The 12,071-nt window shown below is 75.7% G+C and carries 15 protein-coding genes; 8 read left to right on the top strand and 7 right to left on the bottom strand.

The features are described 5' to 3' along the window. The first annotated feature begins 66 nt into the window (after positions 1–66). Positions 67–525, top strand: coding sequence for a DinB family protein (locus tag AB2U05_RS29190; RefSeq protein ID WP_369186013.1), 459 nt, complete (start codon positions 67–69; stop codon positions 523–525). Between the two features lie 22 nt (positions 526–547). Here AB2U05_RS29190 and AB2U05_RS29195 read toward each other — a convergent pair whose 3' ends face one another. Both AB2U05_RS29195 and AB2U05_RS29200 read right to left on the bottom strand, forming a co-directional pair. Continuing rightward, positions 548–1,045 carry a hypothetical protein gene (locus AB2U05_RS29195; RefSeq protein WP_045695523.1) on the bottom strand — a complete coding sequence of 166 codons (498 nt, stop codon included), beginning with the start codon at positions 1,043–1,045 and terminating at the stop codon, positions 548–550. A gap of 181 nt (positions 1,046–1,226) precedes the next feature. Continuing rightward, entirely contained in the window at positions 1,227–2,798 is a 1,572-nt protein-coding gene (locus AB2U05_RS29200) for a CehA/McbA family metallohydrolase (protein WP_369184687.1), read from the bottom strand. Between the two features lie 449 nt (positions 2,799–3,247). Between AB2U05_RS29200 and AB2U05_RS29205 the strand changes: the two genes are divergently transcribed. After that, complete coding sequence (locus AB2U05_RS29205) at positions 3,248–3,934, top strand: polysaccharide deacetylase family protein (RefSeq protein WP_369184688.1); 687 nt, start codon at positions 3,248–3,250, stop codon at positions 3,932–3,934. A 37-nt stretch (positions 3,935–3,971) separates the two neighbouring features. Here AB2U05_RS29205 and AB2U05_RS29210 read toward each other — a convergent pair whose 3' ends face one another. From AB2U05_RS29210 to AB2U05_RS29220, 3 genes are all read right to left on the bottom strand, one after another. Further along, positions 3,972–4,355, bottom strand: a complete 384-nt coding sequence (locus tag AB2U05_RS29210) for a barstar family protein (RefSeq protein ID WP_045695666.1) — start codon at positions 4,353–4,355, stop codon at positions 3,972–3,974. Between the two features lie 65 nt (positions 4,356–4,420). Further along, entirely contained in the window at positions 4,421–5,074 is a 654-nt protein-coding gene (locus AB2U05_RS29215; RefSeq protein ID WP_045695532.1) for a 4'-phosphopantetheinyl transferase, read from the bottom strand. Positions 5,075–5,151: 77 nt separating this feature from the next. Next, complete coding sequence (locus tag AB2U05_RS29220) at positions 5,152–5,358, bottom strand: hypothetical protein (protein WP_045695534.1); 207 nt, start codon at positions 5,356–5,358, stop codon at positions 5,152–5,154. Positions 5,359–5,654: 296 nt separating this feature from the next. Here AB2U05_RS29220 and AB2U05_RS29225 point away from each other — a divergent pair, with 296 nt between their 5' ends. The 5 genes from AB2U05_RS29225 (at position 5,655) to AB2U05_RS29245 (ending at position 9,093) form a co-directional block, all read left to right on the top strand. Further along, positions 5,655–6,140 (top strand): cysteine/serine endopeptidase inhibitor, encoded by a 486-nt coding sequence (locus AB2U05_RS29225; protein ID WP_045695537.1) that lies wholly within the window; start codon positions 5,655–5,657, stop codon positions 6,138–6,140. Between the two features lie 121 nt (positions 6,141–6,261). Next, positions 6,262–7,224 carry a DUF6528 family protein gene (locus AB2U05_RS29230; protein WP_157882078.1) on the top strand — a complete coding sequence of 321 codons (963 nt, stop codon included), beginning with the start codon at positions 6,262–6,264 and terminating at the stop codon, positions 7,222–7,224. Between the two features lie 333 nt (positions 7,225–7,557). Beyond that, on the top strand, positions 7,558–7,857 hold the full coding sequence (locus tag AB2U05_RS29235; protein ID WP_045695543.1) for a hypothetical protein: 300 nt from the start codon (positions 7,558–7,560) through the stop codon (positions 7,855–7,857). Then, on the top strand, positions 7,854–8,405 hold the full coding sequence (locus AB2U05_RS29240) for a thioesterase family protein (RefSeq protein ID WP_052706161.1): 552 nt from the start codon (positions 7,854–7,856) through the stop codon (positions 8,403–8,405). Before AB2U05_RS29235 ends, AB2U05_RS29240 begins: the two co-directional genes overlap by 4 nt. Before the next feature lie 292 nt (positions 8,406–8,697). After that, positions 8,698–9,093, top strand: a complete 396-nt coding sequence (locus AB2U05_RS29245) for a DUF2267 domain-containing protein (protein WP_045695544.1) — start codon at positions 8,698–8,700, stop codon at positions 9,091–9,093. A gap of 35 nt (positions 9,094–9,128) precedes the next feature. On the opposite strand, the gene AB2U05_RS29250 is transcribed toward AB2U05_RS29245, so the two are convergent. Then, a complete protein-coding gene (locus AB2U05_RS29250) occupies positions 9,129–10,070 on the bottom strand; it encodes an ROK family protein (protein WP_045708477.1) in 942 nt (313 codons plus the stop codon). A gap of 109 nt (positions 10,071–10,179) precedes the next feature. On the opposite strand from AB2U05_RS29250, the gene AB2U05_RS29255 reads away from it, so the two are divergent. Further along, entirely contained in the window at positions 10,180–10,767 is a 588-nt protein-coding gene (locus AB2U05_RS29255) for a DUF1707 domain-containing protein (RefSeq protein WP_369184689.1), read from the top strand. A 6-nt stretch (positions 10,768–10,773) separates the two neighbouring features. On the opposite strand, the gene AB2U05_RS29260 is transcribed toward AB2U05_RS29255, so the two are convergent. Then, on the bottom strand, positions 10,774–12,048 hold the full coding sequence (locus AB2U05_RS29260) for a cytochrome P450 (RefSeq protein WP_369184690.1): 1,275 nt from the start codon (positions 12,046–12,048) through the stop codon (positions 10,774–10,776). Between the last annotated feature and the right edge of the window lie 23 nt (positions 12,049–12,071).

Here is a 12,071-nt window from a genome sequence, read left to right on the forward strand (position 1 = left end):
CCGTCCGGTTCCGTGAACACTCCCGACGACCGCCCCGTCCCGCCGCTGATCGGCGGCGAGCGCGAGATGCTGCGCGGCTTCCTGGACTTCCACCGCGCGACGCTCGCCATGAAGTGCGCGGGCCTGACCGACGAGCAGCTGCGCCGGCGCTCCAGCCCGCCGTCCACGCTCACCCTGCTCGGTCTCGTCCGGCACCTGGCCGAAGTGGAGCGCACCTGGTTCCGCAGGGTCATCAACGGCGAGGACCTGCCGCTGGTCTGGTCCGAGGACGGCGACTACCAGGCCGCCTTCGACCTCACCGACGCCAGCTCGTCCGCGGCCTTCGCCGCCTGGCAGGCCGAGGTCGAGCACGCGCGCCGGATCGAGCGCGAGGCGCCGTCCCTCGACGTCATCGGCCACCAGCCCCGCTGGAACGCCGACGTCTCCCTGCGCCTGGTCATGCTCCACCTCATCCACGACTACGCCCGCCACAACGGGCACGCCGACCTCCTGCGGGAGGGCATCGACGGCACGGTGGGCGCGTAGGCCCCCGCGCGGACGGCGCCGGTCACCAGCCGAGCAGGTGGGTGCGGTCGGCGAGCGCGGTGAGGACGGCGTCGGCGGTGGCGTCCGGGGTGAGGGCGGCGGCGTCGAGGCTGTGCCGGGCGAGCGGGGAGCCGGCGGCGGCGGGCCGCAGGACGACGTAGTGCAGGGCGGCGCCGGTGGTGCGGCTCTCGCGGCGGAAGGTGTCGAGGGTGGGCGGGACGTCCGGGGCCTCGACGACGACCTGGTAGCCGCCGGTCGCGTAGGCGAAGGCGGCCTGGGCGGCGGCCGCGAGGGCAGTGGCGCTGCGGCGGCGGGCCTCGGGCGGGTGGGGCGGGACCTGGCCGGTCCGGATGACCTTCAGGAAGTCGTCCGTCCGCAGGTGGACGCTCGGGTCCAGCCGCGCCGCCAGCAGCTCCGCGACCGGGCTGTGCCCGTCCCCGGACGGGTCGACGAGGACGAGGACGCCCCCGGCTCCCCGACCGCCCCCGAGTTCCGGCCCATCTACGGTCGTACGGTTCACAGCTGCTGATCCCTTCGCGGGCCGGGGACGGGGGACGGGGAGCCGGGGCGAGGCGGTCGGAGCACGGGGGGACGGCCGGTCCGCCCGGATACGGACAACCGACCGCCTCGTCCCTACGACTGAGGCGTTCGGGGATCAACCTAGTCCAACCGGGTGCCCCGAGTCGTCCCCGGGACGCCGGTCAGCGGTCCTCGGCGCGCAGCACCACCGGGTTGGTGAGCGCCGCCATCGGGCCCCACGGCAGGTCCGGCCCCATCGCGTTGCCCCGGCCCGGCGTGCCGTCCGCCCTCGGGTGGCGCACCTCGGCACGGACGTACGCGGCCAGCGAGGCGGTGGTGCGCCACACCACCGTGCCGGAGCCGTCCGCGGCCAGCGGCTCCTGGTGCATCTGCCCCTCGTCGGTGAGCAGGCGGACGGTGCCGCCCGGCACCCCGGAGACGGTCAGCCGGACGTCCAGCGGGGCGTCGGCGGGGACGGTCAGCTCCTCGCCGATGCCGGCCCGGCGGCCGTGGCCGGTGACGGTGAGGTCCAGCCGGACGGCCGCGGACTCGGCGAGCCAGCTGCGCCCGGCGCGCAGCCCGTCGAGCAGCGCGTCCCGGGTCAGGTCCTCGGCGAGGACCACGTTGTGCGGGGAGCCGATCACCTGCGGGGCGCTGTGCGCGTCGCTGTTGCCCATCGCGGGCGTCCAGGACCGGCCGTGCCGCAGGGCGACGGCGAGCTGCGCGTCCCAGGTGTCGACGGCCGACTCGTCGTCGTACGTCCAGGGCCCGTTCCACACCTCGACGGCGTCGGCCTGCTCGTAGCCGAACTTCCACTGGCAGGCGACGTACGGGCAGTACGGGTGCGCGGGCACCACCAGGCCGCCGGAGCGGTGGACCTGGCGGACGAAGCGCGGGTACTCCTCGTCGCGGGAGCGGTAGCGCCAGTCGACGAACTCGCCCGCCGGCAGGCCGAGGGCGAGCCAGTGGCCGTTGCGGGTGGTGACCTCCTCGCCGGTCAGGATCAGCAGGTCCGGGCCGGCCAGCGGGCCCCAGACGGCGTGCGAGGAACTGGTGTTGTGGTCGGTCGAGACGATGAAGTCCAGGCCGGCCTCGCGGGCCCCGGCGGCCACCTCCGCCGGGAGCCGCCGGCCGTCCGAGTGCACGGTGTGCAGGTGGCAGTCGCCGCGGTACCAGGCCCGGCCGCGGCCGCGGGCGCGCTCCGGCGGGTAGTGCGGGGTGAACTCCGGGCCGGGCTCGCCGAACCGGAGGGTGACCTGGACGCGGTAGTCCAGGCCCTGCGGGGCCACCTGGTAGGGGCCGAGCACGATGTGCCAGGTCCCCGGGTTGATCGGGCCGGGCAGGTAGCCGGGGGTCGCGGCGTCGCGGGCCACGCTGAACTCGGTGCGGAAGCCGCCGGACCAGCCGCGGAAGCCGTCGCCGCCGAGGTCGGTGCCGCGCTCGTCGAAGATGCCGATGTCGCAGGAGTTGCCGGGGGTGCCGGCCGGGACGGGCGGCTTGTCGTAGCCGTAGGAGACGGCGATCTCCCGGACGCCGTCCGGGACTTCTACCGGGAGGTGGACGAAGTCGGGGGCGCCGGTGGGGAGATGGCCGGTGAGGGTGAAGGTCCGGTCGGCGGGGGCGTCGGCGGCCGCCGCGGTGGTGGCGGCGAGCGAGAGAGCGGTGGCGGCACCGGTGGCGAGGGTGCCGCGCAGGACGGTCCGGCGGTCGGGGCGTGGCGCGGGCGCGGGTGCGGGTGCGGGATCGGTGGGCATCGGGGCCTCCGGGGTGGCGGCGGGCGGGTCGCTCGCGGACCTACCCCGGGGGGTGAACCGGCGGTGAGGCGCGGCCCACCGGGGCGGGGCGAGCCGGTGAAGGGGGGCCGGACGGGGGTGGGCCGGGGGTGGGCCGGGGGAGTGGAGTTGCGGGGTGTGACGATTCATCGGTACATGGTTCGTGGGTACGGGAAGCCGGGCGTGGAGCGGAGGCGGGTGTGGGGCTGAGTCGGCGGGCACTGCTGGCGGCGGTGGCCGGGGGTGCGCTGGCCGGGTGCCGGGCCTCGGGCGGGGCGGGGCCGGCGGCGGCTCCGGGGAGCCCGTCCGCGACCGCTCCCGCTGCGCCGACGCCGGCGCTGACGCCGACACCGACGCCGGATGCGACGCCCACCGCAACGCCGTCCGCGCCGTCCGCGTCCTCCGCTCCGAAGGAGCCGAGCCGGGCGGAGGTGGTCCGGCGCTACGGCGGCGCCGCCCCGGCCGACTGGGGGCTGGAGGTCCCCGGGGTGATCACCGAACTGCCGGACGGGCAGCGGGCGACGGCGCTCACCTTCGACGCCTGCGGCGGCCCGGGCGGCAACGGCTACGACGCCGCCCTGATCGACTTCCTGCGCGCGCACGCCGTCCCGGCCACCCTGTTCCTGAACGCCCGCTGGATCGACGCCAACCCGGACGCCTTCGACCAGCTCGCCGCCGACCCGCTGTTCGAGATCGGCAACCACGGCACCGTCCACCGCCCGCTCTCGGTCACCGGCCGCTCCGCGTACGGCATCGCCGGCACCCGCGACGTGGGCGAGGCGTACGACGAGGTCGCGGGCAACGCGCAGAAGCTCGCCGGGCTGCTCGGACGCCCGCCCCGGCTCTTCCGCTCCGGCACCGCGCACTACGACGACGTGGCCACCAAGGTGGTCGCCGACCTGGGCGAGCGGGTGGTCGGCTTCTCCGTCAACGGGGACGGCGGCGCCACGCTGAGCGCCGCCGAGGTGCGGCGGGAGGTGGCGGCGGCCCCGGCCGGCGCGATCGTGATCGGGCACCTGAACCACCCGGGCGGCGGCACCGCCCCCGGGGTGGCGGCGGCGGTGCCGGGGATGCTGGCGGCGGGGCGGCGGTTCGTCCGGCTGTCGGACGTGCTCTGAGCACCCGCCGCGAGCGGCGGGGTCGGCCGGACCGGGCCTACGCGAGGCGCAGGCCGCCCGGGTGCTCCTCCTCGATGATCCGGACCAGCCAGTCGAAGACGGTCGGCCCCTTCCCGGCCCGGGCGGCGGCCAGGTCGGCGGCGACCTGCTCGCGGTTGGCCGGGTGGCAGCGGGTCTGCCGCAGCTCCAGCTGGCGGACGGTCTCCGGGTAGCCGAGCCTGCGCCGGGAGGTCTCGTGGTCGCGCCACTCGATGACCCAGTCGCCGTCGTCGGGCGTGCCGTAGCCGCCGCGCAGGCAGTCGGCGAAGGAGTCGAGGTTGCGGCCGAAGTAGCCGTCCACGCCGATCGTCCGCCCGACCGCGTCCCAGAACTCCTCCAGGCTGCCGATCCCGCTGCCGTCGATCACATAAGTCACCGTCACGGGACCGAGCATATGCCGCCCGCCCGTCCGTCGAACGCTTGAACGGCGGAGGGTGACGGGCGGCGTTACGGGGTGACGGCGATGGCGGTGGCGAGCAGGCCGTCGCGCACCGCCCAGCGGCCGTCGAAGCCGTCCAGCCGCCGCCCGCCGACCTCCGGGCCGGGGACCAGCAGGCGGGCCGTGAAGGTGCCGTCCGGGGCGAGGGTCAGCTCGGCCTCGCTGAACTCCAGGAACTTCAGGGTCAGCGGGAACCAGGCCTTGTAGACGGCCTCCTTGGCGCTGAACAGGATGCGGTCCCACGGGACGTCCGGCCGCGCGGCGCTCAGTTCGGCGAGCCGGCGCTGTTCGGCCGGCAGCGCGATCACCTCCTGGACGCCCTCGGGCAGCGGCAGCGCCGGCTCGGCGTCGATGCCGATCGAGGCCAGCTCGCCGGCCCGGGCGACGGCGGCGGCGCGGAAGCCGTCGCAGTGGGTGAGGCTGCCGACCACGCCGTCCGGCCAGCTCGGGGTGCCGCGCAGACCGGGGACGAGCGGCTGGTACGGGACGCCGATCCGGGTGAGGGCGGCGCGGGCGCAGTGCCGGACGGTGGTGAACTCGCGGCGGCGCTTGTCCACGGCCCGGGCGACCACGGCCTCCTCGGCGGGTTCCAGCCGGGCCTCCGGCGGGTCGTCGTAGGCCACCTCGGTCGCGACGACGTCCGGCAGCAGGTCCCCGATCATGCGTTCCCCCCTCGGGCTCGCGCGCGGGTGGGTCGCCGCGCGGGACGAGCCTAACCCCAGACGGACCGCCGCTGCCGCTACTGCCCGAGAAGCCGGGCGAAGTCCAGGCCGAGGCTGCCCAGGACGGGGAGCGCGCCGAGGTCGGTGACGCCGCCGACCGGGATGCTGTAGCCCTGGTTGACCTCGCGGGGCCGGGCGTCGGCGGCCGCGGCGGGTGCGGCGGAAGCGGCGGCGGCCGGGAGCAGGACGGTGCCGAGGAGCAGGGCGGCGAGTGCGGTGCGCATCTGGCGGGGCCTCCGGGGCGGGCGGTGGTGCCGGTCGTGCCGGTGGTGACGTGCCCTCAACTCCCTTGGCGGCCATTCGGTCACGCATCTTCGCCTCTTCGGCGGCATTGGTAAAGATCTCTCCCTTGTGTTCATGCCAACACGGCAGAGGCCTGGACCGTGCCCGCATCGATTGCCTACGTTCGGTTGGTCCGATAGCGCATCGAGCCGGCCCGGGGTCGGTGGCACCCCCGTGCGCTATCGGCGTCTCTCTCTGTCATGAGCACGTCATTCGACTGATCGACCGGAGGGGAACCATGCGTGCCGTCAGCAAGAACCTCAGGATCCTCGTGGGCGCACCGCTCGCCGCCGCCGCCCTGCTCGCCCTGACCGCGGGCAGCGCGAGCGCGGCCATCCCGATCAACAAGCCGATGACCGGCAAGGCGACGTACTACACCGACGCGGGCTACGGCGCCTGCGGCACCCAGATCAACGCCTCCAGTCAGCTGCTGGTCGCCGTTCCGCGCAGCTGGTGGACCTCCGCCAACCCCAACAACGACCCGCTCTGCCAGGGCATTTCGGTCAAGGTGACGTACCAGGGCAAGACCGTCACCGTTCCGGTCAAGGACCAGTGCCCCTCCTGCGACGCCACGCACATCGACCTCAGCAAGCCCGCCTTCGCCCGGCTCGCCCCGCTCGACAAGGGCGTCATCAGCGGGCTCACCTGGCAGTTCGTCAGGACCGGCGTGAACGGGAAGACCGTCGAGCTCTCCGCCCCGGTCACCGCCGACACCCTCGGCTGACCCGGGGCCGACGAGCCCGGCGCCCGCCCGCCCCCGCAGCGCCGCGGGGGCGGGCGGGCGTCCGGCCGTTCGGCGGCGCTCCGTGGTGCGCGGAAGGTGCCGAGGCGGCAGCGTGGTGCGCGTGTACGGAAGAGCCCTGGCGGCCGTGGGGGCCGCGTTGCTGCTGTGCGCGCCCGGCGGGCAGGCCACCGGGAAGTCGCCCGGATGGGCCATCGCGGCCGTCGACCAGGGCTCCCGGCGGGTGCTGGTGCTGCAGAGCGCCGAGGAGCTGATGCCCTACCAGGGGCCGGACCGGCTGCCCGTGTGGTGGAGCTGGAGCGCCGACCGGGAGCCCGAGCTGGCCGACCTGCGGCCGGCCCGGAGCTGGACCGACCCGGACGAGGCCAAGAGCCGGGTCCGGCAGGGCCGCCGGCACCTGATCGCCACCGCCTCCGGCGGCCTCGCCGTCGTCGTCGACACCGCCACCCGCCGGGTCCGCTGGGCGGCGGACCTCGGCGCCGCCGCCAACCCGCACAGCATCGAGCTGCTGCCGGACGGCAACGTCGCGGTCGCGGCGAGCACCGGCGGCTGGGTCCGGCTGTACGCGGCCTCGCAGGGCCCGCGCGCCGCCCGGTACGCCGACCACCCGCTGCCGGGCGCGCACGGCGTGCAGTGGGACGAGCGGACCGGGCTGCTCTGGGCGCTCGGCGAGGACGCGCTGGTCGCACTGCGGGTCGGCGGCACCCCGGCCGAGCCCGCCCTGACCCCGGTCCGCCGGGTGCCGCTGCCGGACCGGGGCGGGCACGACCTGGCGCCGGTGCTCGCCGAACCCGGCCGGTTCTGGGTGAGCACCCTGCGGCACCTGTACCGGTACGACCCGGCCGCCGACACCTTCGCCCCCGTCCGGCTGGCCGATCCGGCCGCCGAGCGGGACGTCAAGAGCATCGGCGACGAGCCCTTCACCGGCCGGCTGCTGACCGTCGCGCCCGATCACCAGGGGTCGTGCGACTGGTGCACCTCGGTGATCACCCTGCACCGGCCCGAGGGCGTACGGGTGCTGCGCGGCGCGCGGCTGTACAAGGCGAGGTGGTGGAGTGCTCTTTAGCATACCGGTGACGCTCGGTAGTCGTTTTTCCGGCCCGGGTCGGCGATACCACCCGATTCGGCGAAGGCATTCGGCTGATGGGGCATATTGTGTACCCCGGCAAACTACTCCAATGGAAGTCAGTTTCCGGTCCACCTCCGGAAACCATCTGCCGACCCGCGTCGACTGGGATAGCGTCGAAGGCGTCGGGGGGTCGACACCGAGTCCGGTGCATTCGTACACCAGCCAGCAGGCCGTCATGGCAGTCACGGCCGGAATACCGTCATGGAGAAAAGCATGTCGAAGATGCGGGACAGGCAGAACGCACAAGCAGAACGGCGCACCGGGAATTCCGTGGCGGAAAGCCGGTCGGAGGTCATCGACGACCTGCAGCTCGCGGTGGACTCGCTCGCCGCGTTCCCGGCGCGCACCGCCGCCGGCGGCGCGGACGTCACCGAACGGCTCGCGGCCGTCGCCGACCTGTGCCGCTCGGTGGACGCCGTGCTCGACAGCCTGGTCGTGCAGGCCGCCGCCGAGGCCGCCGAGGAGGGCTGGACCGCCGCCCGGATGGCGGCCGAACACTCCGGCTACTACGCCCGGTTGCGGCGCGCCCTGCTCCCGGCCGGGGCCGGCGCCGGGCTGACGGAGCAGTGAGCGCGTCGAGCCCGGTCGGGCACGTGCTGTCCTGCTCCACCCGCTGGAGCGACGTCGACGAGAACGGGCACATCAACAACGCCCGGCTGGTCGGCTACATCCAGGAGGGGATTTACGACCTGTTCCGCCACCACGCGACCGCCGTCCGGGAATCCCTGTTCCCGTCCGGATTCATTATCGCGCGGCACGAGATCGATTATCTAGAGCAGTTGCACCACCAGCCCGAGCCGTTGTCCGTGCGGTTGACGGTCGAACGGCTCGGCCGGAGTTCCGCGCACGTCGAGGTGAATGTCCTCCGCGAACCGCGCACCTTTATGCGGGCGCGCACCGTCGTGGTCGCCCGGGACCGCGAATCCGGCCGGTCGCGCAAACTCAGCCCGGGCGAGCGGCGCTTTCTCGCGGGCTTTATGCCGGAGGACGCGCGGGCCGCCGAGGCCGCGGCGACCGCCCCGGCCGGCATGCCGGCCCAGCGGGGCCCGGCCCGCAGCGGTGGCAGAGTGTCATCGCCGCTGCGCCCGCGCCGGCGCTGCCGCACCTCGGCCGGCTGAGCCGCCCCCAGGGCCCCTCGGGCCCCGGGCCCGGCGGCGTCCCGTGCCGGCCACGGCACGGACCGGCGGCGTGATCGACAACGGCGTCGATCCGCCCGTCCGGTCCTCCTCCCGGCCCTCCCTCCCGGCTCCCCTTCCGTTTCCCTCCCCGGTCCCGCTTCCCGGGCCGCTCACCAGGGCCCGGCGGCGGCGGGCCGCAGTACGCTGAGCAGGACGGGCCCCGGAGCGTCCCACGGGGGTCGGGCACGCGGGGGTCCCGCCGGTCGCCCTCGACCGGAAGGAGGAGGACGCGATGACCATCAGCCGGGAGGACTTCCTCGCCCGCGTCGTCGAACGCGGCGAGTACCGGGGCGAGGCCGAGGCGGACCACGCGGCCCGGGTGGTGCTCGGGCTGCTCGGCGAGCACCTGGTGGGCGCCGAGCGCGCCGAGCTCGCCGACGCCCTGCCGGAGGCCTACGCCGGACCGCTGCGCGACGCCGGGCCCGCCTGCGAACCGCTGACCGCCGAACGCTTCGTCCAGGCCGTGGTCGGCTGGATCGACGGCGCGACGGCGGCCACCGCGCAGTGGGACATCGGGGCGGTGCTCAGCACCCTCGCGGACCTGGTGCCCGGGCAGCTGGTCGACCGGGTGGTCGAGCAGCTGCCGGACGGCTACGACCTGCTGTTCGGGCACCCGCTGCCGGCCTGAGGGACCCGCGCGGGGGCCTGCCCGGGATCCCCTCCTCAGCGGCAGAGCGCCGCCGCGCCGATCAGCCCCGCGTCGGTGCCCAGCTCGGCGCGGCGCACGTCCAGGCCGCGCACGTACGGCAGGGCCGCGTAGCGGTCCAGGTGGCGGGCGAGCGGCGCGAACAGCACGTCCCCGGCCTCGGCGACCCCGCCGCCGACGACCACCCGGCCGAGGTCGACCAGCGCGGCCGTGGCGGCGATCCCGGCGGCCAGCGCCTGCGCGGCGCGGTCGAAGGCGGCCAGCGCGACCGGGTCGCCACCCGCCGCCGCGGCCGCCACCGCCCGGGCCGAGCGGTCCGCGCCGTCCGGCCGCCAGCCCGCGGCGAGGGCCCGGCGGGCGATCGCGGTGCCGCTGGCGATGCCCTCCAGGCAGCCGCGCGAACCGCACGGGCACGGCTCGCCGTCCAACTCGACGGTGATGTGGCCGAGATGGCCCGCGTTGCCGCTGCGCCCGGGCCGCACCGCGCCGTCCAGCACCAGCCCGGCGCCGACGCCCGTCGACACCACCAGGCAGAGCGCGTCCGCGGCGCCCCGGGCCGCGCCCCGCCAGTGCTCGGCGGCGGCCATCGCCACGCCGTCCCCGGCCAGCCGGACGGGCAGCGCGCGGGCGGCCACCGCCGGGTGCGCGGCGGCCTCGGCGACCAGCGGGAAGTCGCGCCAGCCGGGGATGTTGACCGGGCTGACGGTGCCGCCGACGAGGTCGACCGGGCCGGCGCTGCCGATCCCGAGGGCCTTCACGGCGGGCCAGTCGGCCGTGGCCGCGAGGTGGTCCAGGACCTGGTGCACGACGGCGAGCACGTCCGTGCCCGCGGCCCGGGCGGGGGTGGGCAGTTGGCGGCGGTGCCGGAGCCGTCCGGCGCCGTCGACCAGCGCGCCGGCGATCTTGGTGCCGCCGATGTCGACGGCGGCGAACAGCGGGCCGGCGGGGGTGAGGGTCATCGCGGCGGGCTCCAGGGTCTCGAACGGCGGTCAGGGGGCTCAAGGGGCGGCGCCGCACAGCGTAGATCAGGCCGGTGATCGCGTCGGTGCCGTGCCGTACAGTCGGCGCATGAGCGATGAGCAGTTGCCGATCGTCCGGACGGCGCCGCAGGCCGCGCCCGAGGCCCGGGCCGGGGACCTGGACCGCGAGGCGGTGGCCGACCGGCTGCGGATCGCGGCCGGGGAGGGCCGGATCGACCTCGCCGAGCTGGAGGAGCGGCTGGAGCTCGCCTTCGCGGCCCGGACGTACCGCCAACTCGACGTGCTGGTGGCCGACCTGGGGCCGCGCTCGGCGCCGGTGGGTGCGGACGACGAGCCCCTGGTGCTGCGGACCAGGATGCGGCACATCCTGCAGAAGGGCGTGTGGGAGGTGCCGCGCCGGATCGTCGCCGAGACCGGGATGGGCCTGATCGTGCTCGACTTCACCTCGGCCGTCTGCCCGCACCGCGAGGTCACCGTCGAGGTCACCTGCGGCGCGGGCCAGGTCAAGCTGGTCGTCCCCCAGGGCTGGGGCGTCCGGATCGACCGGTCGAGCACCAACACCGGGCAGATCGTCAGCAAGGCCCGGACGGAGGCCGAGCCGGGCTCCCCGCTCGTCACCCTGATCGGGCACCCGCGCTCCGGCTACGTCCGGATCAAGCAGGCCCGCCGAGGATGAGGCCGGTCAGCGCAGGACGGCCGGGGTCGGGCCGTCCGGGCGGACGGTGATGCTGTAGGCGTTGCCCCGCGGCACCGACCGGAACTCCAAGCGGCCGAGCGGCAGCAGGAGTTCGAGCAGTGCGGTGGTCTCGCGCAGCGCGAACTGGGTGCCCAGGCAGGCGCGGGCGCCGAGGCCGAACGGGACGTACGCGCCGACGTGGGCGGGGCGGGCGGCGCCGGGGGCGAATCGGGCCGGGTCGAAGCGCAGCGGGTCGGGCCACAGCTCCGGGTCGCGCTGCATCAGGTACGGGCAGACCAGTACGTCGGTGTCGGCGGCGATCCGGTGGCCCTCGACCACGTCGTCCTCGACGGCGTACCGGGGCAGGATCCAGGCGGACGGGTAGAGCCGCAGGGTCTCCTCGACCAGCGCCCTGGGGTCGGCCGTGCGGGCCTCGGGGAAGCGGTCGAGCAGCAGGAACAGCCAGGTGAGGGTGCTGGCGGTGGTCTCGTGCCCGGCGACCAGCAGGGTGACCAGCTCGTCCCGGATCAGCGTGTCGGTGTACTCCGGGTACTGGTCGCCCGCGTCGAGCAGGGTGCGCAGCACGCCGGGTTCGGGGGCGTCGGCGGTGCGGGCGGTCTCGATCGCGGCCTGCGCGACGCGGTCGATCAGCGCGAGGTCGGCCGCGACCGCCCGGCGGGCGTCCGCCGCGTCGCCGGGCAGGGTCGGCATCGCGGCCACCACCCGTTCCACCGCCCGCAGTTCGGCGTCGGTGCGGTCGTCCAGCGGCAGCCCGGTGAGGGCGCGCCACACGGTGTCCAGGGCGAAGCCGCGCATCTCCTCGGCGACGTCGAAGGTCTCGCCGGTGCGCCGGTAGCCCGCCCAGCGCTCGGCGGTGCGGCGGGCGGCGGAGGCGATCCGCTGCTCGTAGCGGCGCATCCCGGTGCCGGTGAACTGGGACTGCAGGAGCCGCCGTTGGCGCTTCCAGGCGTCCCCGGTGGCGGACAGGACGCCGTCGCCGACCAGCATCCGGGCGCGGTGCGGGCGCTTGACGTACCGGTCCGGGTGGCGGCCGAGCACGTGCTGGACGGCGGCCGGGTCGGTGACCAGGACCGTCGGGTGCGGGCCGATCCGGAAGCCGGCCAGGCCGCCGTGGGTGCGCCGGGCGAGGGTCAGCAGGTCGAGCAGGTCGGTGCCGGCGGCGCGCCACCGCTCGACCGCCTCGGGGGCCAACTCGGGTACGGCGCGGGTCTGCTGGATCACCTGGGGCTCCTCGGCTCGGTCGAGTCGACCGTCGGTCACGTCACGGAGCAGGGTAGACGGCT

The sequence above is a fragment of the Streptomyces sp. Y1 genome (assembly GCF_041053115.1).
GTDB classification, from domain to species: Bacteria; Actinomycetota; Actinomycetes; order Streptomycetales; family Streptomycetaceae; genus Kitasatospora; species Kitasatospora rubellomurina.

Bases quoted from the DNA above. Each gene is read 5' to 3' on its own strand.
- AB2U05_RS29190 (WP_369186013.1), top strand. From the start codon at position 67: ATGCTGCGCGGCTTCCTGGACTTCCACCGCGCGACGCTCGCCATGAAG.
- AB2U05_RS29200 (WP_369184687.1), bottom strand. From the start codon at position 2,798: ATGCCCACCGATCCCGCACCCGCACCCGCGCCCGCGCCACGCCCCGAC.
- AB2U05_RS29215 (WP_045695532.1), bottom strand. From the start codon at position 5,074: ATGATCGGGGACCTGCTGCCGGACGTCGTCGCGACCGAGGTGGCCTAC.
- AB2U05_RS29220 (WP_045695534.1), bottom strand. From the start codon at position 5,358: ATGCGCACCGCACTCGCCGCCCTGCTCCTCGGCACCGTCCTGCTCCCG.
- AB2U05_RS29225 (WP_045695537.1), top strand. From the start codon at position 5,655: ATGCGTGCCGTCAGCAAGAACCTCAGGATCCTCGTGGGCGCACCGCTC.
- AB2U05_RS29245 (WP_045695544.1), top strand. From the start codon at position 8,698: ATGACCATCAGCCGGGAGGACTTCCTCGCCCGCGTCGTCGAACGCGGC.
- AB2U05_RS29250 (WP_045708477.1), bottom strand. From the start codon at position 10,070: ATGACCCTCACCCCCGCCGGCCCGCTGTTCGCCGCCGTCGACATCGGC.
- AB2U05_RS29255 (WP_369184689.1), top strand. From the start codon at position 10,180: ATGAGCGATGAGCAGTTGCCGATCGTCCGGACGGCGCCGCAGGCCGCG.